This is a genomic window from Ancylomarina longa (assembly GCF_003996985.1).
Lineage (GTDB): Bacteria > Bacteroidota > Bacteroidia > Bacteroidales > Marinifilaceae > Ancylomarina_A > Ancylomarina_A longa.
On record NZ_RJJX01000021.1, the window covers coordinates 19078 to 44166 of the forward strand.

A 25089-nucleotide genomic window follows, 5' to 3' on the forward strand; every position below is an offset into this window, starting at 1 on the left:
TTTTCTCTACTTTAATAATTCTGTAATTATATCCTCAATGCTGATTCCTTCGGCTTCAGCCTTATAATTTTTCATAATCCGGTGACGAAGAATAGCAAAAGCTACCTCTTTTACATCTTCAATATCCGGGGAGTATTTTCCGGAAAGCAAAGCATTTGTTTTTGCCCCAACTGCCAAATACTGAGAGGCTCTTGGGCCAGCTCCCCAATTGATATATTTTGTTGCCAGTGGGTGAGCATGTATTGTACCAGGTCTTGTTTTGGCTGCCAGGTTAACTGCGTATTGCAGCACATTATTATTAATTGGCACTTTTTGTATTAATTTTTGATAATACAAAATTTGATCTCCCGATAGGATTTTATCCAACACAATTTCTTTGCCAGAAGTCGTATTTTCGACAATAGCTATTTCATCTTTCAAATTAGGGTAGTCGAGATAAATACTAAACATGAATCTATCCAGCTGTGCTTCGGGTAATGGATAGGTTCCTTCCTGTTCAATAGGGTTTTGTGTAGCCAAAACAAAAAATGGCTCTTGCAGCTGATACGATTTACCACTTACTGTGATCATTTTCTCCTGCATAGCTTCAAGTAGCGCAGATTGGGTTTTAGGAGGGGTTCTGTTGATTTCATCAGCAAGGATAATATTTGCAAATAAAGGACCTTGAATGAAATGAAATTTACGCTCATTATTTAAAATCTCCGTGCCAATTATATCAGAAGGCATTAGGTCGGGTGTGAACTGAATACGTTGATATTTTAAATCCAACACCTGAGATATTGTATTTACCAGTAATGTTTTTGCCAAACCAGGTACACCTACCAATAAACAATGTCCATTGCTGAAAATGGAAATCAAAACTTTCTTGATGATGTCATCCTGTCCATAGATTTTCTTTTTGATCTCACGGAGTAAGTTCTGATAATCTTGGTGCAGGGCATTTGCAGCGTCAACTTCTGTTTTAAAATTCATTGGATCACGGTTTATTAATTACTCCGAAAAAATCAGACACAGCAATTGCCGTGTCTGAAGAATATTATTAGATAAGTCTTATTTAACCCATCCCTTAAAACGGAATTTTGCATTTTTAAAGGAATCATCCATGTGAACATAGGTGTTGATTTGCTTTTCCTTAATCCATTTATTCAGTATTTTTTGTTGCTTTTTAGCTTTCAACATGTTTTCAAATTGATTCCAATCTTCCGCTAAGTTAGCTTTATGGGCTTTAGTTTCCGACTTAATCTTAATGATTTTATAGGACTCTTTACCTCCTGAAACATCTAAAAATGCACTAGATATTTCGTTAGTTTTTAAATTATTTGCTTGTTTTGCAATTTCTGGTGGTAAGTTGTCTTTCTCAAATTTTGAAGATGCAGTATATGGATTTACAATCAATCCACCATTGTTTCGAGTATCTTTGTCTCCTGAGAAATAGAAGGCTGCTTCTTCGAATTCCATTTTTTTATTACGAACCAAATCAGCGATACTATCTAGTTGTTTAATTGCCTCCTGTCTTTTTTCTTCTTCAATTTTTGGTTTAAGCAAAATATGGCGAACGTTAATTCTTTCCCCTTTTCTATCAATCAATTGAATGATGTGAAAACCATATTCTGTTTGAACAATCTTTGATACTTTATCTGTTTTTAAATTAAAAGCAACATTAGCAAACTCTGGAACAAGGTTCGCTCTAGGTGTAAGTCCCAATTCTCCACCACGCTGCGCACTTCCAGGATCTTCAGAATATAATACAGCAAGAGTAGCAAAACTTTCCCCTTTGGCAACTCTATCCCTAAATCCTCTTAATTTAGTTCGAATACGATCTTTTTCTGCAGCAGATATTTGTGGGTATTTTACAATTTGCTGAACTTCAATTTCTCCAGGAATAATGGGCAAGCTATCACTTGGTATGCTACTATAGAATTCACGAACTTCAGCAGGAGTGATATGTATGTTTTTTGTAATTTCAGCCTGCATTTTTTCTTTAATTCTCTCATCTCTCGTATCATCACGGAGATCATTTTTCATCTCCAAAAGGGTTTTATTGAAATATTGTTCCAGTTTTTCTTTAGAACCAATACGCTGGATATACATATCTAATTTACGATCCAATTCTTTTTCCACCTCCTGATCAGTAACTTCAACACTATCAACTTGTGCCTGAGCAATCATTAGTTTTTGAATCAGTAAATCTTCGAAAATTTCCGTTTTCAAATCTACACTACCAGAAGTATAACCCTGAGCTTGTAAACCTATAAACTTATTTTCAACATCTGATTTAAGTATAACCTGATTTCCAACTACAGCAATTATTTTATCTACCATATTGTCTTGAGCATTGCTTGAGATAATGCCAACCAAAAGCAAAACAAGAACTGTGGAAACTTTTTTAAAAATGTGACTCATATTTAATGCTTTAATATATTTTGAATTTGTTTTTTGATTCTGCATCCCGATAAATACTTTCTTCGAGATTTTTAATAAATTCAATTTTCCTTTTATTGATTATTATTTTCTTAACATCATCTCTCACATAAGAAAGAGGGGCTAAGTTATTTTTAAATTCAACGTTTTGTATTTTTATAAAGTATTGATGTGTAGAATCCTCTACTTCAAAATGATTTCTGGACTTCAATAATCTACCTAAATTGTCAATTTTTTTAGGGATTTGATCAAAGAGTGTTTTTGCAGATATCCATTGCCCGCTAAAATTATCAAATTTTGTGGCATTCTGAAAACAGTAATCCTCTAATTCATCCCAATCTTTCTCCTTTTTCGAACGATATAATTTTTGTATTTTTTTGAAATTTGGAACAGGTTTTGGTATTTTAATAAATAATGCCTTGATAATATTGTGGTTAAGGGTGAAGTTGTTAGAGTTCTTCCTATAGTAATTGTCTATTTCAGAATGCGTAACCAAGGTGTCTAATTTTTGTTCGATTAGCTTCTGTTTATATTTATAAATAATGAGTGAAGAACGATAATCTTCCACCATTTTGTTAACATCTTTATCTTCTTCAGGAAGGTTGAGTTCAGCCTTCGAAATTATTAACTGTTTTTTAACCCACTGATGTATGTAATTGGCACTAATAAGAATACTATCTTCTTTGCTAGTACTATTGGGAATTACATCCATTATTTCATTCAAGTAAAGAAACTTGTCACCCACCTTGGCAATCGCTTTTTGATTAATGTCATGATTCGAATTACAAGCCAACAGGGCAAGTGAAAAAAGTAAGAGAATGGAATATTTAATCATTGTTTTTTATTGCTATTTTATGAAGTGTTGCTTGGTTGATTTTCAACACGTATCTGGATTTTAATTTGCTCATCCAATTTTTTTCCACATTTCTGCGGTAATCCGAGGCTATCTGATTTTTTATTTGGTTGTAATCAACTGTGTTTCCATATTTTTTCTGGTTCTGGAGATAATAGTGTTTTATTTCCTCTTCCTTATTTTTAGAAAGATCCCAAATATATTGTTTATTTATAAAATATACTAAAACTCCATTTTTATAATTTGTTATTAATTTTCTTAATCTTGGTTCCCTTTCACTTATTTTATTCTTGTAGAAGGCTAAGATACTATTGTTTGAAAAATTAATGAATAATCGATTAATGTATTCTTTAAAATTTTCATAAATATCTTTAGATGCCTGAAGACTAAGAAATTTAGCGAAATCTTCTTGTGTGTATTTTATGCTGTCTATGCTAAATATAGGTTCCCAAAGATCTGCATATGCATAATCTAATATGGAATAAAAGTTCGAGAGTAAATTTTTATTTTCTGTATAGTGATATTCTTTTTTGATTCTGGAAATTAATTCTGCTCTCGAAGGTCTGGATCTGCTATCCTTTAATAGATTTTTTATGAGTTCATCTCTACAGGCATCAATGTCAGAATAGTCTTTTTTATCAACAAGTTGTAATATTTGATAACCCATTTCTGTTTTTATGGGAGAGGATATTTCTTTTTTTTGTTTTAATTGAAATGCTGCATGTTCTATTTCAGGAGACATTTCATACAAACCAAACCAACGGAGTGTTTGAGGGGGATTTTTCTCAGTAGAATATTGAAGTGAGATATTCTTGAAATTTGCCCCGTTTTTCAACTGTTTGAAAAGGGAATCTGCTTTGTGTTGTATTTGTGTTCGCTGAGAACGATCTGCTTTTTTTGGATATTTTAGTATAATTCTCTCAATTTTTCTTTGCCCGGGATTTGGAACCCTTTCCAATACTTGAATTATATGATAGCCGAATTGAGTTCTTACAGGCTTTGAAATTTCTCCAACCTGCAAATTATAAGCAGCATTTTCAAAAGAATAATCCATGTCAAATGCTGTTAAATAACCAATTTCACCATTATTTATACGAACTGAAAGATCATCAGAATGCTGCTTTGCTAGTTTTTCAAACCTTTTACCATTTTTTAGTTGTGTGTAAATATTGGTTGCTATATTATAGGCTTCCAGTGTATCCTTGGGTGTTTTTCTTCGTTTTATTTTTATTAAAATATGTCTAATTCGTAAGAAGTATTGAATCCTTTTAAAGGCTTCTAAAATTTGATCTTCAGAAATATGGATAGGATATAAATATGGCTCGAAGGCAAGGTTTTGATATTTATTAATTTCTTTTTTAACGGCGGGAAGAGTGTCTAATCGTAAATGATTGGCTTCGGCTAATTTTAATTGATAGTTAATATATTGATTGAGTGCAGAATGAAGAGAGAGCAGCTGCTTGTTTTGATCAAGAAATTGTTTGTTTCTATATAGTTTAAGAAATGTTTCTGAGGAAAAAACAGTATTGTCAATAGTGAAAAGAGTATCTTTTGGATTAGTTTGTCCAAAACTTGTTGTTGAGCAAGTAAACAATAGTGTCAGGTAAAGAAATACTCCTCTCATTCAGTAATATAGGTTTTGTCATCGGGTATATAAAAAATAGGTAACCTGTTCTATACAGGTTACCTGTTTTTATATTTTTAACTTATCTGCTGTAGTTAGGAGCTTCACGTGTGATTGCTACATCATGAGGATGACTTTCGGCCATACCTGAGGATGTGATTTTAACAAATTTGGCATCGTGAAGCTTTTCTATATTAGCGGCACCACAATACCCCATACCTGCTCTTAATCCACCTACCAATTGATAGATTACTTCGTAAAGTGTTCCTTTATATGGTACACGAGCTACGATTCCTTCGGGAACCAACTTTTTAATATCATCCTCAGCATCCTGAAAGTAACGATCCTTTGAACCTTTTTGCATCGCTTCAATAGATCCCATACCTCGGTAGGATTTAAATTTACGTCCATTATAAATAATGGTTTCTCCAGGAGATTCTTCAACTCCGGCAAAAAGAGAACCGGCCATGATACAATCAGCACCAGCAGCAATTGCCTTTACAATATCCCCGGAATAGCGCAATCCTCCATCTGCAATAACTGGAACACCAGTACCTGTAAGAGCTTTTGATACTTCATAAATAGCGGTTAGTTGGGGAACACCAACACCTGCTATCACACGAGTGGTACAAATGGAACCTGGACCAATTCCGACCTTAACAGCATCTGCTCCAGCTTCAGCCAGGAGTAATGCTGCTTCGGGAGTTGCAATATTTCCAACAATAAATTGCATGTCAGGAAATTTCTTCTTCGCAGTTTTTAGAATTCCCACAACACCTTTAGAGTGACCATGAGCAGTATCAATGATAATTGCATCAGCATTTGCTTGAACTAACGCTTCAATTCTTTCTAAAGTATCACCAGTTACACCAACAGCAGCAGCAACACGCAATCTACCTTTTTCATCCTTGCAAGCCAGTGGTTTATCCTTAGCTTTCGTAATGTCTTTATAGGTAACCAATCCAATAAGTTTATTATTAGCATCGACAACCGGTAGTTTTTCGATTTTATAAGCTTGTAGAATTGCTGCAGCTTTTTCCAAATCGGTTGATACAGATGTGGTCACCAAATTTTCTTTGGTCATCACTTCTGAAATAGGGCGATCCATATCCAATTCGAAACGTAAATCTCGATTGGTTACAATCCCAGTAAGAGATTTGTCTGTATCCACAACAGGAATTCCACCAATTTTAAACTCCTTCATTATGGCCAAGGCATCTTTTACTGTTTTGTAAGGCTGAATGGTAATTGGATCATAGATCATTCCATTTTCAGCCCTTTTCACAGTTAGAACTTGTTTGGCCTGAGCATTAATACTCATGTTTTTGTGAATAACTCCGATTCCACCTTCACGTGCGATTGAAATTGCAAGAGCAGATTCCGTTACGGTATCCATTGCTGCAGAGACAATTGGTGTGTTTAAGGTGATAGAACGGGAAAATCTGGTTTTTAAATTTACGTTTCTAGGCAAAACCTCTGAATAGGCCGGAACCAATAGAACGTCATCAAACGTTAAACCGTCAGAAATAATTTTATCAGATACGAATGACATTATGCAATAATTTTAGATTTAAATTGCATGCGAAATTACAAAAAAATAGTGGAACAGGGCTTGATTAAAAATCTAAAAAGTGTTAATGAGTCAATTCCATTGAAAAGTTACTATTTTTAATTTGTTTTTATTCTGTAATAATTAGCTTAATTAAGTCAAAACATTTGTTAATTAGTAAAATGGATCAATTTAATGATATACTGAAAAAATATTGGGGTTACTCTAACTTTCGTCCACTACAGGATGATATTATTCGTTCCGTTTTTCAAGGAAAGGACACCTTAGGCTTGATGCCAACAGGAGGCGGAAAATCCTTAACCTTTCAAGTTCCTGCAATGAGAATGGAAGGAATATGTATTGTCGTGTCTCCTCTGATTGCTTTAATGAAAGATCAGGTGCATCATTTGAAAGAAAAAGAAATAAAGGCTGAATTATTGTATTCGGGGCTTACCCGAGATGAAATTGATATTATTCTAAGTAAATGTTTGTTTGGAAATGTGAAATTTCTCTACATATCACCGGAGCGTATAGGTTCTGCTATCTTTCGAAAGAAAGTGGTGCAGATGAAGGTATGTATAATTGCTGTGGATGAATCGCACTGTATATCTCAGTGGGGATATGACTTTCGGCCATCTTATCTGAGAATATTAGAATTACGGGAACTCTTGCCAAAAGTACCGGTTTTGGCACTAACAGCAACAGCAACAAAAGATGTTGTTGATGATATTCAGGATAAACTTGGGTTTTCGGAGAAAAATGTATTTCGTAAGAGTTTTGAGCGGAGAAATCTGGTTTATTTAGTTCGCGAAATCGAAGACAAAAGAAGATATTTACTTAAAATATTAATCAGGCAGAAGGGAAGTTCAGTAGTATATGTTCGAAGTCGAAAAAAATGTAAGGAATTAACAGAATTCCTTAAGACAAACGGTATAAAAGCAGAGTATTATCATGCAGGTCTACAGAATGAGGTAAAGGATTTTCGTCAGGAGCGTTGGAGAAAAGGTGTGGTTCAGGTGATGGTTGCAACAAATGCTTTTGGTATGGGAATTGATAAACCGGATGTTCGTACAGTAATTCATATGGACTTGCCAGATTCTTTGGAGGCTTATTTTCAAGAAGCAGGAAGGGCTGGTCGTGATGGTAAGAAAGCATATGCGGTTTTATTATATGCAAATCCGGATAGGGTACAATTATTGAAAAGAGCGCGGATAGCTTTTCCCGAAAAAGAGTTTATTTATAGGATTTATCAAGCTCTTGGGAATTTTTTGCAAGTAGCCGAAGGAGCAGGAAAGAATGCCATTTTTGATTTTGATCTTGGATTGTTTTGTCATAATTTCAAGTTTAATGTATTGCAGGCATTTAATGCTTTAAAGATACTGGAACGAGCAGGATATCTTGAGTTTACTGATGATATGGAGCATGAATCCAGGATTCATTTTGTGGTTCAGAGGGATGATTTGTATAAATTCCAGATTGCGAATAAGGATTTTGATGCTTTTATAAAGCTTTTACTTCGTTCTTTTACTGGTTTGTTCACAGATTTTGTGCCGATAAATATTGATCTGCTTGCTAAACGAAGTAAAGTTAAACCAGAGTTGATTAGAGATTATTTGAAAGAATTGTCACGGTATAGGATTATTCGATATATACCAAGAAAAAAGACTCCATTCATCATATACTCTCAGGAAAGATTGCCTCAGAAAATTCTGAAATTAGAAAAAGAAGTGTATCAGGATCGAAAATCAAATCTGGAAAATAAGATTCAGTCTGTTATCGATTATGCCGAAACGAAGACCATTTGCAGATCGAAATTCCTGTTAGAGTATTTTGGTCAGGGATACGCTCCTGCTTGTGGAGTTTGTGATATTTGTAAGGAAGCAGAAGCCGAAGGAATGCGGAAAAAGGAGTTTGAGGACATTTATAAGGAAATTTGTGTCTTACTGGGGCAGCAAAAATTAACCATTAATGATTTGGTGAATCAATCCTCACATGAGGAAGAAAAGGTTTTGGAAGTGATTCGCTTTTTGAAAGATAACGAGGAGGTGGAGACGTTGGAAGGAAATAGAATTAAATGGATTTCTCTAAAGTGATAAAATCGGATTAATTTAAAATTCCCTATTAACCGATGGAGAACTGTTGTGGATTTCTGGTATGTTTTAAATTGGATATTATCAGCAACTTAATCGAATTCTAACCAATATTAGCAAAATCTTTATATTTTTGCATGATTATAGAATAATTTGAAGATGGAAGATAAGTTTGAACATGTAGTTTATTCTAAGAATGTAATCGAGTTTGTTACGGTTGCAAATGAGTTTTGCCTTTTAATGGAGAGTTGTAGTAAGGTAGCGAAGATTGAGTTTATCAAAACAACTCAAAAAATATTACCATTACTATATTTAAAGGCTAGTTTATTACCAAGAAATCAGGCTGAATTAGAGCAGGAAGTAGAGAAATTTGTTGCCGAGGCTGATTGGGCGTTTATTCATTCCTCAGTAAAAGCCAGAATGGGTTCCCATGATGAATTTTTAGAAGTTTTCGAGGAGAATATGGAATATAGCGAAACTCCATTGGTTGCATCTATTTCGGAATGTTTTGCTGATATTTATCAGGATTTAAAAGATTTCATAACTTCCTATAAGATTGGAACAATTGAAGTAATGAACGATGCGTTATGGAATTTGAATAATAATTTCAATCAGTACTGGGGGCAGAGTGTTGTTAATTCTTTACGTGCCATTCATCATTTGATATCGCAAATTGATGAATTGGTGGAGGAAGATTATCCATCTCAACCGAATATAGCAGATATCGATATGAGTAATTCTATTTTTGCCCAGCGACAAAGAGAATGGGGAAATGATAATGAATAAATGGGGAATTGGTAATTTCCTGACCAAAAAGCATAATGAATGTTAACATTTCAAAAGTCAATTACAAAGGAAGAGGTCAATAAAATGCCGCTACAGGCTTTCGATGGAGAAATCATAATGGTGGATCAATATGAAGAGCTGTATGAGGCAATTCAGTATTTGAAAAAATATCCAATACTTGGATTCGATACTGAAACACGACCGTCGTTCAAAAAAGGAAAAATGAATGATGTTGCTTTGCTTCAATTGGCTGCAAATTCCAAAACATTCTTATTTCGCTTAAATAAAATTGGACTTCCAGTCGAGTTAACCGACTTACTAGGTAATCCTGATATTCTAAAAGTGGGAGCTGCCATTAAAGATGATATTCGAGGTTTGCAAAAAATTAATGATTTCGATGCAAATGGATTCTTGGAGTTACAGCAGTATGTTTCTAAATTTGGAATTGAAAGTTTTTCTCTTAAAAAATTATCTGCTATTGTTCTAAAGTTTAGAATCTCAAAACGTCAGCAGGTTTCTAATTGGGAAGCTGAAATATTAAGCCCGGGACAATTAAGATATGCTGCAACGGATGCCTGGGTTTCTTTAAAAATATTTGAGACATTAAAATCAAACCTGCAGGAATAAAGCAAACTGTTTAAAATCAAGTCTCACCTTTATAGTAACCACTGAATTATTTGTTCTCAAAAATCTTTTGAACTATTCCTTGCTTTTGGGATTTCAGAGATGAATGGTGTTACAAAATGAAACTGCATAAAAGAAATTTTTAAATGATTAATTATCCAAAAGTTTACCTGAAAAACGGAAAAGAACATTCCATCAAACGATTTCATCCATGGATTTTTTCAGGAGCTGTAAGTAGAGTTGATGAAGGATTACAAGAAGGGGATTTGGTAGCAGTATATAGCTCGCAATCAGAATTCTTAGCCATAGGTCATATTTCCATCGGATCAATTGTTGTTCGCATTCTTTCTTTTGAGGAGAGAGAAATCAATTTGGATTTTTGGATAGAACGCATTTCTTCGGCTTGTTCGCTACGTAAAGCAATATCTGTTTATGGAGATAAAAATAATAATGTTTTTCGTTTAGTTCATGGCGAAGGCGATGGCTTACCAGGATTAATTATTGATTATTATGCAAGAACAGCCGTGATTCAATGTCACACTGTTGGCATGTATTTGCATCGTGAAGAAATAACCGAAGCTTTGGAAAAAATATTAGGAGCAGATCTAACTGCGGTGTATGATAAATCAGAAGGAACCATACCCTACAAATCTGGTATTCAGCCAAAAAATGGATATCTACTTGGGGAAACGGAAGCATTTATAGCGCTCGAAAATGGTTTGAAATTCAAGGTAGATTGGCTGAAAGGTCAGAAGACCGGATTTTTTATTGATCAGCGAGAGAATAGAAAATTATTAGAGTATTATTCCAAAGGACGATCGGTGTTAAATATGTTTTGTTATACCGGAGGTTTTTCGTTTTATGCTATGCGAGGTGGAGCTAAATTAGTGCATTCAGTAGATAGTTCTTCACGAGCCATTGACATCACGAAAGAAAATATAGCCTTAAATTTTCCGGAGGATAAAAGACATGAAGCATATTCCGAAGACGCTTTTAAATTTTTAGATCAATCTTCTCAGAAATATGATCTGATTGTGTTGGATCCACCGGCATTCGCCAAGCATAAAAAAGTTTTGGATAATGCTTTAAAAGGATACAAACGATTAAATTTGAAAGGTTTCCAGCATATAAAGTCTGGTGGTATTTTATTTACCTTTTCATGTTCACAGGCAGTTAGTAAGGAAGATTTTCGTCAGGCAGTTTTTGTGGCTGCAGCTAATGCAGGGAGAACTGTTCGTGTATTACATCAATTAACCCAGCCTGCAGATCATCCGGTGAATATATTTCATCCAGAGGGAGAGTATTTGAAAGGATTGGTATTATATGTAGAATAGATAGTTTTTTGTATCTTCCAATCGCTTAAATAATGGGGATGAAATTTATTTTCCTCTTATACAATAGATTGTTAAATTTTAGAAAGCTAAGCTTTGGAAAATCATATAAATGGTTTTTATTTTAAATCAAACGATCCAAATAATATTAACAACTAAATTGAAACTACTTGAAATTCTCAGAATTTGATTTTTCCCCTGAAATAATGGATGGTTTGGAAGCTATGGGCTTTGAAACCCCATCTCCGGTTCAGGAACTTGCAATACCCGAAATAATCCAAAATAAAGATATGATTGTCTGTGCCCAAACGGGGACAGGAAAAACGGCTGCCTATTTATTGCCGGTGATGGACAAAATACAAAAAAATCATATCGAAGGGTTTAGTACCCTTATTTTGGTTCCAACACGTGAACTTGCCATGCAAATCGACCAGCAAATGGAAGGGTTTGGATATTTTGTTTCTGTTACGTCTCTATCGGTGTATGGAGGTGGCGATTCTTCTGTTTGGGATCAGCAAAAAAAAGGCTTAATAGACGGGGCTGATGTAGTGATTGCTACTCCGGGAAGGATGATTTCTCATCTGAACTTGGGATATGTGAATATCTCCAAATTAAAACATTTGATTTTAGATGAAGCCGACCGCATGTTGGATATGGGATTCTTCGAGGATTTAATGCAGATCGTTGGATATTTACCTAAAGAAAGACAAAATCTGATGTTTTCGGCAACCATGCCACCCAAGATCAGAGAATTGGCCGAGAGTATTTTGGTAGAACCTGAAAGCATTAATATTGCGATATCTAAACCAGCGGAAGGTGTTTTGCAGGCTGCTTATATGGTTTATGAGGAGCAAAAAATTCCATTAATCAATACTCTTTTACAAGGGAAAGATTTAAAAAGTATACTTATCTTTTCTTCAACCAAATCGAATGTAAAAGTAATCACCAAAGAGTTGAAAAAACAGAAATTTAAAGCTGCAGGCATTCAATCCGATTTGGAACAAAAAGAACGAGAGGATGTATTAAGAGAATTCCGGAATCGAAAACATCAAATATTGGTAGCAACCGATATTATTGCGCGCGGTATTGATATTGATTCCATCGATTTGGTTATCAATTTTAATGTGCCAAATGATGCCGAGGATTACGTGCATAGAGTGGGCCGAACAGCTAGAGCAGAATCGGAGGGAGTGGCACTAACCTTTATTACACCTAAAGATCAGAACGATTTTAAAAAAATTGAAGATTTGATTGAATCGGAGGTGTATAAGATTCCGGTTCCTGAGGAATTGGGAGAAGCTCCTACCTATAATCCCCGAACTTATTCTAAATCTAAAGGCAAGAGGAAGTTCTTTAAAAAGAAAAATTTTAAAAATAACAGGGGCAAATAATTATTTACTTTACTTATAAACCCAAAATATTCCCCTAAATGACTAAAAGTATAACTTACGATATGATCGTGGTAGGCGCGGGAATCAGTGGATTGAGCCTGGCTTATCGAATTGCTAAAACCGGAAAGAGTGTTTTGCTTGTAGAAGCAATGGATAGGATAGGAGGTTGTTTGCATACGCATTATCAGCACGACCACGATTTTTGGGTAGAAATGGGAGCACATACTTTTTATGCCAGTTACACCAATTTAATAGGTTTACTTCAACAAAGTGGAATGGAACCAGAGATTGTGGCTAGGCAAAAAGTGGGAATGAAAGTATTTACTGATAAGGTAGAGAAGATATTTTCCAGGGTAAGTAAATGGGAACTATTAATTGCTGCACCCAATTTTTTCTTTTCGAAACGAGAAGGAAAAACCGTAAAGGAATATTTTGGTAAGATTGTAGGAAAAAAGAATTACAAAAAGGTATTCAATCGCATGTTTAGTGCGGTAATTGTGCAAAAAGCTGATGAATTTTCCGCTGAATTTTTCTTGAAGCGCAGAAATACCAAGAGTAAACATCACCCAAAGAGTTTTATTCTGAAAAAGGGAATGCAAAGTTTTATTCAGACTTTGACAAAGGAGTCTAATCTTGAAGTACTCATTAATCAGGAAGTTGTAGCCATAGAAAAAGAAGAAGGCTTTCGGGTGAAAACGAAATCAGGAGGGGTCTTTCATGGAAAAGATATTGCATTTGCTGCATCTTCTGCTGTAAACAGCAAGTTATTAGTATCGATTCATCCTCAATTATCAGAAAGATTAAAGGAGTTTCCGATACAAAATATTATTTCGAGAGGATTTACTATTGCCAGGAAAAAAATCGCGATAGGACCTGTTTCGTTCATCATTCCATTACAGGGGCCATGTTTTGCTATGGTTACCAGAGATGTGATGACCGATGGAGATACAAGAGGATTTGTTTTTCATTTTGTCGATCAGCAAATTTCAAAGGAAGAACAGGAAGCTTTTATGGCCAACATGCTGCAAATTAAACTTGCGGATTTGGGCACAACGGTGGAAGCCCGACATAGCTTGCCTTTGTTGGCATTAGGGCATAAGGAAAGAATAAAAGATATTAAAAGCATGGCGGAAGAATGCGGAATATATCTTACTGGGAATTATTTTAATGGCTTGTCATTAGAAGACTGTGTGGAGCGATCGAATGATGAATATGAAAGATACTTGAAGAATACCAAATAAAAGATATTGGAATAGAGCATAAACATGCCCACGGCTTCCATGTGGCCTTAACAAGAGAATTATAATCAGATGAAACGAGCATGTAAATTTAATTGTTAAAACTACACCCGGTGGAAGGTTTAAATTTACTTGCGGCTTCTATATGGCCTTAACAAGAAAATTATAATCAGATGAAAAAATATATTGAATTAATACAGAAAAGCTTGCATTTGCAGGCTTTTCAGGTTGAAAATACCATGCAACTTCTGAGCGAAGGAGCTACTTTGCCTTTTATTGCCCGTTATCGGAAGGAGATGACTGGCAGCATGGACGAGGTGCAGATTGCAAATATTAAGGAGGAATGGACTCGGCTAACAGATCTGGATAAACGTCGTGAGGGCATTATCGAAAATATTGATAAACAAGGAAAACTCACCGATGAACTCCGAAGCAGGCTGATGGATTGCAAAGAGATGAATCAGTTAGAGGATTTGTATCTGCCTTATAAGCAAAAGCGAAAAACCCGGGCGGTAAAGGCCAGAGAAAAAGGTTTGGAGCCATTGGCAAAAATTCTGATGAAACAAGTAGAGTGCGATGTGGAAACCTGTGCCAGTCAGTTTTTATCCGACGAAGTAAGCAATGCAGAGGAAGCTTTGCAAGGAGCTCGTGATATTATTGCAGAGTGGGTAAATGAGAACGAACTGGCAAGGAATGCTGTTCGTGCCAGTTTTCAGCGACAAGCAGTTATTCGTTCTAAAGTCATCAAGGGAAAAGAAACGGAAGGAATAAAATTCAAAGATTATTTTGATTCGGAAGAATCATTGAAACGATGTGCTTCACATCGGATGCTGGCATTGCGCAGGGGAGAAGCAGAAGGAATATTACGTATCGAGATTGCACCAGATCAGGAGGAAGTGCTGGAGCGTTTGGAACGTATTTTTGTGAAAGGAAATACTGAATCCTCCCGGCAAGTGGAATTGGCTATAAAGGATGCCTATAAAAGATTGTTGGGAAGTTCCATCGAAACGGAATTTGCTAAACTATCGAAAGAAACAGCCGATAAGGAAGCTATTCGGGTTTTCTCCGAGAATCTGAGGCAGCTGCTTTTATCATCTCCGCTGGGACAGAAACGCGTTTTGGCTTTAGATCCAGGTTTTCGGAGTGGGTGTAAAGTGGTATGCTTGGATGCACAGGGAAATCTCGTGCACAATGAAACCATTTATCCGCATCCGCCGCAAAATCAAGCTAAAATGGCAGCTAAGAAAATAACGAATATGGTAGAAACCTACGATATTCAAGCCATTGCTATTGGTAACGGAACGGCTAGCCGTGAAACAGAACGCTTTGTTACTAATTTGCATTACGACAGAAAAGTGCAGGTGTTTGTGGTGAGCGAAGCGGGAGCCTCTATTTACTCGGCTTCAAAAGTGGCAAGAGAGGAATTCCCGGAATACGATATAACGGTTCGTGGTGCAGTTTCAATTGGTAGGAGATTGATGGATCCGCTTGCCGAATTGGTGAAGATTGATGCTAAATCTATTGGCGTGGGACAATATCAGCACGATGTTGATCAGAATTTATTAAAACAAAGTCTCGATCAGGTAGTAGAATCCTGTGTAAACAAGGTAGGAGTTAATTTAAATACGGCAAGCAAGCATTTATTAAATTATGTGTCGGGATTAGGTCCGCAGTTGGCACAAAATATTGTGGATTATCGTAGCGAGAACGGTGCTTTTACATCCCGTAAGGAGATTATGAAAGTGAAACGAATGGGAGCAAAGGCTTTTGAACAATGTGCCGGATTCCTTCGGATACCCAATTCCGATGATCCTTTGGATAATTCGGCAGTACATCCCGAATCGTACGGTACTGTGAAAAACATGGCTAAAGACTTAAATTGTACGATTGCCAATTTAATTGCCGATGCCAATCTGCACAAGCAAATTGATTTGAATAAATATGTAAGTGAGGAGGTTGGTTTGCCTACCCTAAAAGATATTCAGGAGGAGTTGGAAAAGCCGGGGCGCGATCCCAGAACCATCATCAAAGTCTTTCAGTTTAAGGAAGGTATTTATAAGATGGAGCAATTAGAAGTAGGGATGGAAATGCCTGGGATTGTGACCAATATAACCAATTTTGGTGCTTTTGTAGATGTTGGCGTAAAACAGGATGGTTTGGTGCACATATCACAATTGGCAAATCGTTTTGTGTCGAATCCTGCTGAGGTGGTTCAATTACATCAGCATGTTCAGGTGAAGGTTATTGAAGTGGATGTTGCTCGTAAACGGATTCAATTTTCGATGAAAGATTGCGAGCAGTAATACTTATTTAAAGATCATAATTCGCTCGCATTAGTAAGGAGAAACTTTTTTTTGTCACTTTTGCAATTTACCAGAAGTTTTTAGGAGATAATTGGAAGTTCTTGCATCTCATCAGAAATATTGGCTTATTGATTGGTTAGTCCGAAAGTTTAGTCAAGCTAGAAATAATTTATTTATGATATTTTTGTCATGGATATGCAATAAATAAAAAGGTATGAATTTTAACGATCAGGAAGTAATAATAGATTGCCCGCATTGTAAGGGAGAGATGGTAGTAAAGATCTTGGAGATTACTAATCATCAAATAGCAACATGTCCGGCTTGTAATAAAAAGGTTGATTTGGCAGCAAATGATCCATCTGCAAGGCTGGGAATACCAAAAACATATATGCCTTTTGAGGGATTAGATGAGTACATGAAAGAAGTAGAGGAAAAAAGAAAGAAAAAATAGAGATTTAATTGTTTGTCGCTTGTCATGAACAGCAAAACACTTAATGCTATTTGTTATTGGGGCATTATTTAATCATAATAGTGTCAGAATTACTACTAAATGACAAAATGGCATTGTGAAAATCAATAAAAAGGACATAATGACATTTTCATTTTGAGTCTGAATTTTCTGTTTGTTTATTGTGTATGTCTCTGTAGATACCGTTTTTATTGAGATAAATGATTTATTGTAATACGAAGAGGATTCTCTTGGCATTTTATTTGATTATTCGTTGGTGAATTAAGATTCTATTTTAGAGAGATTCGAATAGACTTAAAGTTGCAAACTTTATGAATAATTAATTAAAAATTTAAGGAGGATTTATCATGACACTAGTTAGAAAAAATTCAGAAAACATTTTTCCATCCTTATTCGACAATTTCTTCTCTAGAGATTGGATGGATTGGACAAACTCAAACTATTCAAGCTTAAATACAACACTACCAGCAATAAATGTTAGGGAAAATAAAAAGGAGTTTGTGATTGAGTTAGCTGCACCGGGAATGAGCAAAGAGGATTTTAAAATTAATCTCGAGAACGATCAGCTTAGCATATCATCTCAGAAAAAAGAAGAGAAGGAAACGAAAGATGCACATTATTCTCGCAAGGAATTTTCCTATCAAAGTTTTCAACGGTCTTTCCAGTTACCAATGAATAAGGTGGATAGCAAGAGTATTGTGGCGAATTATAAGAATGGTATTTTGTTCGTTCAGCTTCCTAAAAAAGAGAAAGTAATTACCAATGCATCCCGTGTAATTGAAATTTTATAAATCGAGGATATGGAGTGTTTTATTTAGGCGTTATCAAATGCTAGATAGTTAACAGCAAAAAAAAGAGGCTTTTCGATTTCGAAAAAGCCTCTTTCGTTATTAGCGTTGATTAACATCACCACCGCTTGAACTACTTACATCTACTTTTGTGGGGTTTCCATAATAGCTAACATCACCACCGGAACTAGCGTTAGCTTCAATAGATTCTTTAGCATAAACACTAACATCACCACCGCTGGAAGCTTTTGCTTTACAGTTTGTAGCAATTAATTCTTTGGCTCGTAAATCGCTACCGCTACTTGATTTGCCATAGAAAAAATTAGCTTTGCCAGATAGAATAGCATCGGCTCCGGAACTCACTGAACAAGAGATTTCATTCCCTTCAATCTGCAATTTGGCATCTGCTCCACTACTAACCGACATGTCCAAATGATCCGCTTTAATCAATCCTTGTGATTCCAGGTCACAGCCGCTGGAAACATGAATTTCGTTTACATTTACCAGAGTTACATAAACATCTAGCTTTTCAGCACGTCGAATATTTTCGGTGGTTTTTAGAATTAATTCATTGCCTTTTACTTTGGTGACAATCAATTTTAATAAGTTATCGTCGGCTTCTACACTTACCGCTTCTTTATCTCCTTGATTAATATACACGTTTAGTCCGCTACTGGCAGAAATAGAATTGAAGGAAGCAACTTCACGATTTTCTTTTTGTACGTTACCGTTCCCTTTTGTGCCCCAGAATTGTGCGTTGACACATCCCGAAAATAAAAAGGCAATACCCACTATAAGCAAGCTGGATTTTTGAAATAAATGTTTCATGAATTTTTTGATTTAAAGGAGTCATATCATTTTGTCGTCTGGAATGCATTTTAAATTGTATTTCAGAATAAAAAAATCGATATGAATCAAGTTTAGTGAAAATGTTAATCAGTAATAAGACGCTTCGAGTTGAAATGAAGTTACATTTAGGATAAAAAAAATGCAAAGAAGAGGAATCTTCCTTGCATTAATAACTCTTGAGAAATAAGAGAAATAGCAAATTTTATTGAATTAAAGAAAATTTAAAAATGGTTGACGAACCAAACTTTTTAGCCTGTGGGAAAAGGTAGCTGCGATCTTATTCTCCAACATCTTATTTTCCGGAATTTTTGTATGATTTCCGATAATGATAACTGCTGGAGAATCCGGTAAATCTACCGTTTCGATTCTGCTAAAGAATTTTGTATTTCCGCTCAAAACTTTGCTTTTCTTATAAGACACTTTCGACACCACGTTAATGTTAGTTTCTTTCGAAAGTCTTTGTTTTAATTCCGAGGACACTTCTTTAAGTTTCTCCAAGCCCATATAAATAACTACGGTATCGCCTTTTTCTATTTCTCTGATGATTTCATGTAAATTATTTTTTGATCCCCCCATCTTTATGGCGGAATGAAAATGTATACCCGACGCTTTACCACGCTCTGTTAATGGAATCCAAAATTCATTGGCAGCTGCAATTCCAGCGCTAATGTCAGGAATTAATTCAAAATTCAAACCTGATGCTAATAAAAATCGAATCTCTTCCACACCTCTTCCATAAATCATAGGATCACCTGATTTAAGACGTACCACCTGGCTGCCTAATAGATAATACATTAACATTTGATCATTAATGTATTCTTGGCGTCGCATTGGGTTTTTTCCATCCCCGGCTCTTTTTCCGACGTCAATTACAATTGAATTTTCGGGGAAGAGAGATCTTATTTCATCTGTAATCAGAGCATCACTGAGGATCACATCAGCTTGCTGAATGGTTTTTAGTGCTTTGATTGTAAGCAGATCAGCACCACCGGGACCAGCACCAACAATCCATATTTTTCCTTTTTGCATGGTATTACTTTTTATAAGAGAGATTTCCAGATTTAAGAGAATGCTATTTATAAGTGATTTTATGAAATTCTTCTAAGGGATTAGTGTTTAAAATCTTTCGGGTTTAGGATTGGAGCCACGTAATCTTTTCGAATTACAAAATCACCAAAAGACTCTCCATTATTACGGTGTTCCGAATAATCTTGGAAAAGAGGAGTCAGGCTTTCTAAAATCTCTTCTTCATTCATATTTTCACGATAGAGTCTGTTCAAACGAGTTCCTTCAAAATTACCTCCTAAATAGAGGTTATATCTACCAGGTCCTTTTCCTATGAAACCAATTTCCGCCACATATGGTCTTCCGCAACCATTCGGACATCCGGTCATTCGAATTACAATTTCATCACGGAATAATCCAAATTCACTAAGACTTACTTCCAATTTATTCATAAGAGAAGGAAGATAGCGCTCGGCTTCTGCAAATGCCAAGCTACAAGTATTCAATGCCACACAAGCAATAGAATTAGTTCTTGCTCCTGAAATACTTTGAGGAAGGAGCCCGTTATTTTTCAATATTTGATTGATCTTGGTTTTGTCGTGTTCTTTGATTTTTCCTAATACCAGATTTTGATTTCCCGTAAGACGGAAATCGGAGATATGAAGGTTTGCAATTTCTTTCAATGCTGATTTCAATAGGCTATTGTCCTGATTTTTTATTCGTCCGCCTTCAATAAATAACCCCAAATACCAATGTTTATCCTTTGCTAAATGCCAACCGAATTTATCACTATTTCTCACTAATGTATAGGCGCGTTCTGGTTCCGGCTGATAGCCTAACCGATTAATCAAAAGCTGCTTGAAATTCTCTAATCCCAGTTGATCAATGGTATATTTTAATCTGGCATTTTTTCTTTCTTTTCTATTCCCAAGTTCTTTTTGTAGAAGTACAATTTTTTCGGCAAAATCTATCACCTTATCTGTTTGTATAAAACCAATGACATTTCCCAAACGAGGATAAGTCGATATTTCTCCAAAAGTTGTTCCCATTCCACCGCCAATTGCAACATTAAAACCTTCTAATTTTCCATTGTTTTCAATAGCGATGAATCCCAAATCTTGTGTGAATACATCAATATCATTAAAAGGGGGAATGGTAAATCCAATTTTAAATTTTCGGGGAAGATAGACTGGTCCATATAAAGGCTCCACTTCTCCTGTACTTGCGTGGGCTACTTTTTTCTGATCGAGCCATATTTCGTAATAGGCCGGAGTTCTAGGCGTTAGATGATCGCTAAGTTTCCCAGCTAATTCCTGCACTTGATCAAATACAGATGAACTATACGGATGCGGACTAGCCATAACATTTCGATTTACATCACCACAGGCGGCAATGGTATCTAAAAGTGCCTTATTGATGGCCTTCATACTGGGTTTCAAATTTCCTTTCAACACGCCATGAAACTGAAATGCTTGTCTGGTAGTTAATTTAATTGTTCCATTAGCATATTCTTCAGAAATTTGATTCATTTGCAACCACTGATCGGCATTGACTATCCCTCCCGGAACGCGCACACGAATCAGAAATGAATAATCTGGTTCCAGTCTTCTCCTCTTTCTGTCGCGCTCGGTATCGCGATCGAATTGTTGATAGATTCCATGAAATTTAGATATTTGGCGGTCATCCACAGCGATGGCATCAGTCAATCGATTTGCAAGACTTTCCTTAAGCCTTCCGTGCAAATAATTACTTTCACTTTTTATTCTTTCTACTTCGGACAATTCTGCCCAATTTATATTGTCTGACATTTTGTTTGATTTAATCGGTAAATTTGCAATGTGTTAGGTTTCAGAATTAGAATTTCTTTAACACCTTATTAATTACTTCATTCTTTTAGTAAACATCAAGAAGCAATCGTCGTTTGCGTTTTAAATCTTTTAGATATTCTTTTGATTTCTCTAGGGTTATGCCGCCTTCTGTTTGAATTATTTCAAGCAAAGTATTTTGAACATCTTTTGCCATGTTTTGCTTGTCTCCACAGATATAAAAATGAGCACCCTTTTCAAGCCATTGAAAAACTTCTTTTCCGTTTTCTTTTAACTGATGTTGAACGTATTCTTTTTCTTTTTGATCTCTGGAGAAGGCAACATTCATTTTTGCAAGAATTCCTTTTTGGAGAAATTTTTGCCATTCAATCTGATAAAGAAAATCTTTCTTGAAATGCTGATTTCCAAAAAATAGCCAACTGTTTACCTTCTCGCTTTTTTGTTCTAATTCTTGCAAGAAACTGCGATATGGAGCCACTCCAGTTCCAGCACCAACCATTATTAATGTTTTTTTATCTGTTTTAGGAAGACGGAACGCCTCATTTTTCTCAATGTAAATGGGAATATAGTCTCCAATATTTATTTGATCGTTTAGATAGGTAGAACATGCACCATTTCTATCTCTGTCTTTGTTCTGATAGCGAACAGAGGCAACTGTTATATGCACTTCATCAGCATTGGCACTTGGTCCGGAGGAGATGGAGTAGAGGCGAGCATATAAAACCCTAAGGATATTCAAAAGCTGATCCATTTCAATATTTCCTGGATAATCTTCCAGCAAATCTTTAACATCAGTTCCATATAAATATTTTTCTAAATCTTCCTCATTATTAATTAGTTGTGTTAGAGTTTCATTTTTAATGAATGTATTGTATGCGCTAATTAATTCCCGATTTAAAACAGTAATTTCCAATTTGTGTTGTAATGCTCTAAATAAGGATAAATCTTTACCACCAATTCTAACTATTCGCTCCGGATCATCTTCAAAGTGATTGATGAGAAGATCCACCAATTCTACAGGGTTGGAAGGTAAGATTCCAATACTATCACCAGCTTCGTACTGGATACCTGAGTCTTCCAACGAAATTTCAACATGATAGATTTCTTTCTCTGAATCGGTGGAGGTGATTTGTGTTTTCTCCAAAATTTCGGCATAATATGGATTGCTCCTGCTGAATTTTTTACGAATAGTAGTATTTGGGATCTTCCCATTGGAAGGAGAACTTTTGGTTTTAATTTTTTTCAGTTTTTCGATAATTGAAGAAATCCATTGATCTGCTATTTCTTCATAAGCAACATCACTTTTTTGTAAAGGAAGTAGGCGAGTAGCTCCTTGATTTTCAAAAGCACCATCGAAATCAATTCCCGTCTTACAAAAGTGTTTGTAGGATTTATCGCCTAATGCTAAAACTGCATATTTTGTGTCTGCTAGCTTTGGAGCTCTTTTCCTCAATAGATATTTGTGAAATGCTTCCGCTTGAAGAGGAGGTTCTCCTTCACCATGAGTACTAACAATGAGAAAGAGATTTTTTTCTTTTTTCAAATCATTTTTTTTGTATTCGTCCAAAGCGGAAAGATTTACAACGAATCCCAAAGCTTTAATTTGATCGTAAAGGTCAAGGGCGATATTCTTGCTGTGACCTGTATGAGTTCCGTAGAGTATCGTAAATTTCTCACTAGAATTCTCTTTGGGGATACTTAATTCCGGTGTGACCAATTCCTTGTTTCTATAAATAACGCCAGATAGGTAGGCGTTTGCCCAAATTAACTGATCTACCTGTAAGGTATCAATCAATTGATTAAGATTGGACAGTTGGTCTTGCGATAAAGGTGATATATTTTCCATTTTTTAGTTTGCGATTAACTGTTTTTGAAGTCTGTAATTCTCAAAGTAATCCTTAAGTTGGTTTCTAATTTTAATTGATTTGTAAACATCTTCGCCATTTGAACTCACCGCGATGCTGATATTGTTGCTTTTGTAGATTGCAGGAGATACAAATTCACAAAAATCGGGTTGGTCGTGAATATTGAGTAAGACATTTGCCGCTTTACTATCCTGTATGAGTTGCTGTACAAATACAGGATCATCTACACAACTATAAATCAAATAATAGTCTTTCAACAAATTCTTATGATAGGCTTTTTCGTGAAAGACAATTCCAGTATTTTTTATCCAGTTGATAATTTTAGGAGCTAATACCTCTATTAAATTGGTGCTTCTCTGTAATATTTTCAGTTTTTTATAAGCGTCTTCTCCGCCTCCGATAATTAGTATTTTCTTCTCCGCGATATCTATAGCTATAGGTAAAAATTGTTTTTTCTGTTTCGACATGATGCTTGTGTTTAAATGTGATAGTCAATTGGATGTTGATCTTCCTTTCCAAATTTGATTTTATTCCATGTTCTCTCATGGACAAAATAGAGTCCCATTTTTGTAAATAGTTCCACTCCGCCAATTGACATTGCCCATTTAAGATCGCCGATTACCAACCAGGAAATTAAAACAGTATCAATGGTTCCTACTGTTCTCCACGAAATGGGTTTTACTATGCTTCTGTAGGTTTTATCATTCATTTCAGTTCACTTACAAATAAAAAAAAGAGTCTTTCTGCTTTGCAGAAAGACTCGATATGCTGTATTAGTCAGGTATATCACAAATTCTACCAGGGAGGTTTTAACAACATGCACATACAACAACAAAGTGAATTGTTGAATAAAACTTGGATGTGTATATTCTTGGTTTTTTTTATAATAAACACTTGATGTAATATTATTCTTCTGGTTTAAATAGCTCATGATACAGATAAAAAAAAGCCTTAATGCTAGTGCAAAAAGGCTTATCTATCTTGAATCGAATTTATTTTCTTCTATTCAGTTCCTTCTTGCTGGGCAATATCATTCATACACATACAACAAGTTGTAAATGCATTATAAGACATCATTTTGTGAAGAAAGAAACTGTTCATTGTTTGTTTTTTTTATAACAGATAAATAGATCTGTTAATCAGATACAAGTTTAGAAAGATAAATTGATTAATGCAACCTTCTGATTGGAAAAGTTTTCTGGATGAATATGGTTTGCCGACAAACAAACGTTTGCATTTACTTAGACTAAAACTAATAAAAAATAAGCTAAGGTTTCGAAAAAATCATATCTGTGGCGATTTTTGCAAGTATGAAAATGTGTATAATTACAGCAAGGGAATTATTTGGAAATAAAAATAAATAGGGGGAGGTAAATTTCAAAATAGTGATTCGACTTATTTTACTTGAAAATGAAATAATAAGACAAGGTCATGTCAAAGAAAAATAGAATTGTCAACTTGAGAAAGTTAGATACTGAATTAGTTAGAAAAATTAATGAAGATTACCCTTTCGGATTTGAGGATGATATCAAAAGATATTTATTAGGCCATGATAAAACTATTTATGCATTCCCTTTAACAACTGATGATTGTAACTGCCTGGTAAAGGTGGATATGGACTATGATTATAGCCTGCATTTAGAAGAGGAGGAAAATATGGAGGAGACATAAAAAGGGTATTCAGCCATTGATTAACTTATTTTTATAAAAAATTGAATGGTTAAGACAAATTTTGTTGGTGATAGTTCAATCTCTTCCTATATTTACACCACATTATTAAATTAAAAAACATGCTCCCAAAGTTTTTATTAGCAGACAATTCGCAAGAATTACCAGACACGATATTCATCGTTCATACTCGTAGCCCAAAATGTATTATCGAATGTGATGTAGAGGATTTTAATTCGAACCAAACAGTTTATTGGTTAGATAGAACTCCAGATGATCAAAATTTGGTTGAAGATATATTGGATGAAGCGGAGACTTTCTTCAATGACGAGTTAGAAAATCAAGAAGACCTTTACGACGAAGAATTCGACGATTAAATTAAAGTTTGAACATCAACTGAAACAACTAA

Annotated in this window: 22 protein-coding genes; 11 read left to right on the forward strand and 11 right to left on the reverse strand. The window is 35.2% G+C overall.

From position 1 onward, the window contains the following. Positions 1-6: 6 nt before the first annotated feature. From DLK05_RS13035 to guaB, 5 genes are all read right to left on the reverse strand, one after another. The gene (locus tag DLK05_RS13035; protein WP_127344447.1) at positions 7-972 is read right to left on the reverse strand and encodes an AAA family ATPase; all 966 of its coding nucleotides are present in this window, start codon (positions 970-972) and stop codon (positions 7-9) included. Between the two features lie 78 nt (positions 973-1050). Further along, a complete protein-coding gene (locus tag DLK05_RS13040; RefSeq protein WP_127344448.1) occupies positions 1051-2403 on the reverse strand; it encodes a peptidylprolyl isomerase in 1353 nt (450 codons plus the stop codon). A 10-nt stretch (positions 2404-2413) separates the two neighbouring features. After that, on the reverse strand, positions 2414-3256 hold the full coding sequence (locus DLK05_RS13045) for a peptidyl-prolyl cis-trans isomerase (RefSeq protein WP_127344449.1): 843 nt from the start codon (positions 3254-3256) through the stop codon (positions 2414-2416). Continuing rightward, positions 3249-4898, reverse strand: a complete 1650-nt coding sequence (locus tag DLK05_RS13050; protein WP_127344450.1) for a peptidylprolyl isomerase — start codon at positions 4896-4898, stop codon at positions 3249-3251. The genes DLK05_RS13045 and DLK05_RS13050 overlap by 8 nt, the downstream gene beginning before the upstream one ends. A gap of 82 nt (positions 4899-4980) precedes the next feature. Next, positions 4981-6450, reverse strand: a complete 1470-nt coding sequence (gene guaB, locus DLK05_RS13055) for an IMP dehydrogenase (protein WP_127344451.1) — start codon at positions 6448-6450, stop codon at positions 4981-4983. A gap of 179 nt (positions 6451-6629) precedes the next feature. Here guaB and DLK05_RS13060 point away from each other — a divergent pair, with 179 nt between their 5' ends. From DLK05_RS13060 to DLK05_RS13100, 9 genes are all read left to right on the forward strand, one after another. After that, on the forward strand, positions 6630-8540 hold the full coding sequence (locus DLK05_RS13060; RefSeq protein ID WP_127344452.1) for a RecQ family ATP-dependent DNA helicase: 1911 nt from the start codon (positions 6630-6632) through the stop codon (positions 8538-8540). A 156-nt stretch (positions 8541-8696) separates the two neighbouring features. Then, positions 8697-9323 carry a DUF5063 domain-containing protein gene (locus tag DLK05_RS13065; protein WP_127344453.1) on the forward strand — a complete coding sequence of 209 codons (627 nt, stop codon included), beginning with the start codon at positions 8697-8699 and terminating at the stop codon, positions 9321-9323. Between the two features lie 39 nt (positions 9324-9362). Beyond that, a complete protein-coding gene (locus DLK05_RS13070; RefSeq protein WP_127344454.1) occupies positions 9363-9950 on the forward strand; it encodes a 3'-5' exonuclease in 588 nt (195 codons plus the stop codon). A 143-nt stretch (positions 9951-10093) separates the two neighbouring features. Further along, on the forward strand, positions 10094-11281 hold the full coding sequence (locus tag DLK05_RS13075) for a class I SAM-dependent rRNA methyltransferase (RefSeq protein WP_127344455.1): 1188 nt from the start codon (positions 10094-10096) through the stop codon (positions 11279-11281). Between the two features lie 167 nt (positions 11282-11448). After that, on the forward strand, positions 11449-12669 hold the full coding sequence (locus DLK05_RS13080) for a DEAD/DEAH box helicase (protein WP_127344456.1): 1221 nt from the start codon (positions 11449-11451) through the stop codon (positions 12667-12669). 38 nt (positions 12670-12707) lie between these two features. Continuing rightward, the gene (locus DLK05_RS13085) at positions 12708-13910 is read left to right on the forward strand and encodes a protoporphyrinogen/coproporphyrinogen oxidase (RefSeq protein ID WP_127344457.1); all 1203 of its coding nucleotides are present in this window, start codon (positions 12708-12710) and stop codon (positions 13908-13910) included. A gap of 170 nt (positions 13911-14080) precedes the next feature. After that, positions 14081-16210: a Tex family protein gene (locus DLK05_RS13090; RefSeq protein WP_127344458.1), complete on the forward strand. Its 2130-nt coding sequence runs from the start codon at positions 14081-14083 to the stop codon at positions 16208-16210. Between the two features lie 214 nt (positions 16211-16424). Beyond that, positions 16425-16661 (forward strand): hypothetical protein, encoded by a 237-nt coding sequence (locus DLK05_RS13095; RefSeq protein ID WP_127344459.1) that lies wholly within the window; start codon positions 16425-16427, stop codon positions 16659-16661. A 365-nt stretch (positions 16662-17026) separates the two neighbouring features. Further along, on the forward strand, positions 17027-17470 hold the full coding sequence (locus tag DLK05_RS13100; RefSeq protein WP_127344460.1) for an Hsp20/alpha crystallin family protein: 444 nt from the start codon (positions 17027-17029) through the stop codon (positions 17468-17470). A 99-nt stretch (positions 17471-17569) separates the two neighbouring features. On the opposite strand, the gene DLK05_RS13105 is transcribed toward DLK05_RS13100, so the two are convergent. The 6 genes from DLK05_RS13105 to DLK05_RS13130 all read right to left on the reverse strand — a co-directional run bounded on the left by DLK05_RS13105 (position 17570) and on the right by DLK05_RS13130 (position 23721). Then, on the reverse strand, positions 17570-18295 hold the full coding sequence (locus DLK05_RS13105) for a head GIN domain-containing protein (protein WP_127344461.1): 726 nt from the start codon (positions 18293-18295) through the stop codon (positions 17570-17572). A 231-nt stretch (positions 18296-18526) separates the two neighbouring features. Continuing rightward, the gene (gene cobA, locus DLK05_RS13110; RefSeq protein WP_127344462.1) at positions 18527-19345 is read right to left on the reverse strand and encodes a uroporphyrinogen-III C-methyltransferase; all 819 of its coding nucleotides are present in this window, start codon (positions 19343-19345) and stop codon (positions 18527-18529) included. Between the two features lie 80 nt (positions 19346-19425). Continuing rightward, positions 19426-21129, reverse strand: a complete 1704-nt coding sequence (locus DLK05_RS13115) for an NADPH-dependent assimilatory sulfite reductase hemoprotein subunit (protein ID WP_127344463.1) — start codon at positions 21127-21129, stop codon at positions 19426-19428. Between the two features lie 85 nt (positions 21130-21214). Continuing rightward, positions 21215-22993 carry an assimilatory sulfite reductase (NADPH) flavoprotein subunit gene (locus tag DLK05_RS13120; protein WP_127344464.1) on the reverse strand — a complete coding sequence of 593 codons (1779 nt, stop codon included), beginning with the start codon at positions 22991-22993 and terminating at the stop codon, positions 21215-21217. A 3-nt stretch (positions 22994-22996) separates the two neighbouring features. Next, positions 22997-23479, reverse strand: coding sequence for a precorrin-2 dehydrogenase/sirohydrochlorin ferrochelatase family protein (locus DLK05_RS13125; RefSeq protein WP_127344465.1), 483 nt, complete (start codon positions 23477-23479; stop codon positions 22997-22999). 11 nt (positions 23480-23490) lie between these two features. After that, entirely contained in the window at positions 23491-23721 is a 231-nt protein-coding gene (locus DLK05_RS13130) for a DUF2061 domain-containing protein (RefSeq protein ID WP_127344466.1), read from the reverse strand. Between the two features lie 722 nt (positions 23722-24443). Here DLK05_RS13130 and DLK05_RS13135 point away from each other — a divergent pair. Beyond that, complete coding sequence (locus DLK05_RS13135; protein WP_127344467.1) at positions 24444-24683, forward strand: hypothetical protein; 240 nt, start codon at positions 24444-24446, stop codon at positions 24681-24683. 119 nt (positions 24684-24802) lie between these two features. Next, positions 24803-25057, forward strand: coding sequence for a DUF8828 family protein (locus DLK05_RS13140; protein ID WP_127344468.1), 255 nt, complete (start codon positions 24803-24805; stop codon positions 25055-25057). Positions 25058-25089: the final 32 nt, after the last annotated feature.

Bases quoted from the DNA above. Each gene is read 5' to 3' on its own strand.
- DLK05_RS13035 (WP_127344447.1), bottom strand. From the start codon at position 972: ATGAATTTTAAAACAGAAGTTGACGCTGCAAATGCCCTGCACCAAGAT.
- DLK05_RS13040 (WP_127344448.1), bottom strand. From the start codon at position 2,403: ATGAGTCACATTTTTAAAAAAGTTTCCACAGTTCTTGTTTTGCTTTTG.
- DLK05_RS13045 (WP_127344449.1), bottom strand. From the start codon at position 3,256: ATGATTAAATATTCCATTCTCTTACTTTTTTCACTTGCCCTGTTGGCT.
- DLK05_RS13050 (WP_127344450.1), bottom strand. From the start codon at position 4,898: ATGAGAGGAGTATTTCTTTACCTGACACTATTGTTTACTTGCTCAACA.
- guaB (WP_127344451.1), bottom strand. From the start codon at position 6,450: ATGTCATTCGTATCTGATAAAATTATTTCTGACGGTTTAACGTTTGAT.
- DLK05_RS13060 (WP_127344452.1), top strand. From the start codon at position 6,630: ATGGATCAATTTAATGATATACTGAAAAAATATTGGGGTTACTCTAAC.
- DLK05_RS13065 (WP_127344453.1), top strand. From the start codon at position 8,697: ATGGAAGATAAGTTTGAACATGTAGTTTATTCTAAGAATGTAATCGAG.
- DLK05_RS13070 (WP_127344454.1), top strand. From the start codon at position 9,363: ATGTTAACATTTCAAAAGTCAATTACAAAGGAAGAGGTCAATAAAATG.
- DLK05_RS13075 (WP_127344455.1), top strand. From the start codon at position 10,094: ATGATTAATTATCCAAAAGTTTACCTGAAAAACGGAAAAGAACATTCC.
- DLK05_RS13085 (WP_127344457.1), top strand. From the start codon at position 12,708: ATGACTAAAAGTATAACTTACGATATGATCGTGGTAGGCGCGGGAATC.
- DLK05_RS13090 (WP_127344458.1), top strand. From the start codon at position 14,081: ATGAAAAAATATATTGAATTAATACAGAAAAGCTTGCATTTGCAGGCT.
- DLK05_RS13095 (WP_127344459.1), top strand. From the start codon at position 16,425: ATGAATTTTAACGATCAGGAAGTAATAATAGATTGCCCGCATTGTAAG.
- DLK05_RS13100 (WP_127344460.1), top strand. From the start codon at position 17,027: ATGACACTAGTTAGAAAAAATTCAGAAAACATTTTTCCATCCTTATTC.
- DLK05_RS13105 (WP_127344461.1), bottom strand. From the start codon at position 18,295: ATGAAACATTTATTTCAAAAATCCAGCTTGCTTATAGTGGGTATTGCC.
- cobA (WP_127344462.1), bottom strand. From the start codon at position 19,345: ATGCAAAAAGGAAAAATATGGATTGTTGGTGCTGGTCCCGGTGGTGCT.
- DLK05_RS13115 (WP_127344463.1), bottom strand. From the start codon at position 21,129: ATGTCAGACAATATAAATTGGGCAGAATTGTCCGAAGTAGAAAGAATA.
- DLK05_RS13120 (WP_127344464.1), bottom strand. From the start codon at position 22,993: ATGGAAAATATATCACCTTTATCGCAAGACCAACTGTCCAATCTTAAT.
- DLK05_RS13125 (WP_127344465.1), bottom strand. From the start codon at position 23,479: ATGTCGAAACAGAAAAAACAATTTTTACCTATAGCTATAGATATCGCG.
- DLK05_RS13130 (WP_127344466.1), bottom strand. From the start codon at position 23,721: ATGAATGATAAAACCTACAGAAGCATAGTAAAACCCATTTCGTGGAGA.
- DLK05_RS13135 (WP_127344467.1), top strand. From the start codon at position 24,444: ATGTCAAAGAAAAATAGAATTGTCAACTTGAGAAAGTTAGATACTGAA.
- DLK05_RS13140 (WP_127344468.1), top strand. From the start codon at position 24,803: ATGCTCCCAAAGTTTTTATTAGCAGACAATTCGCAAGAATTACCAGAC.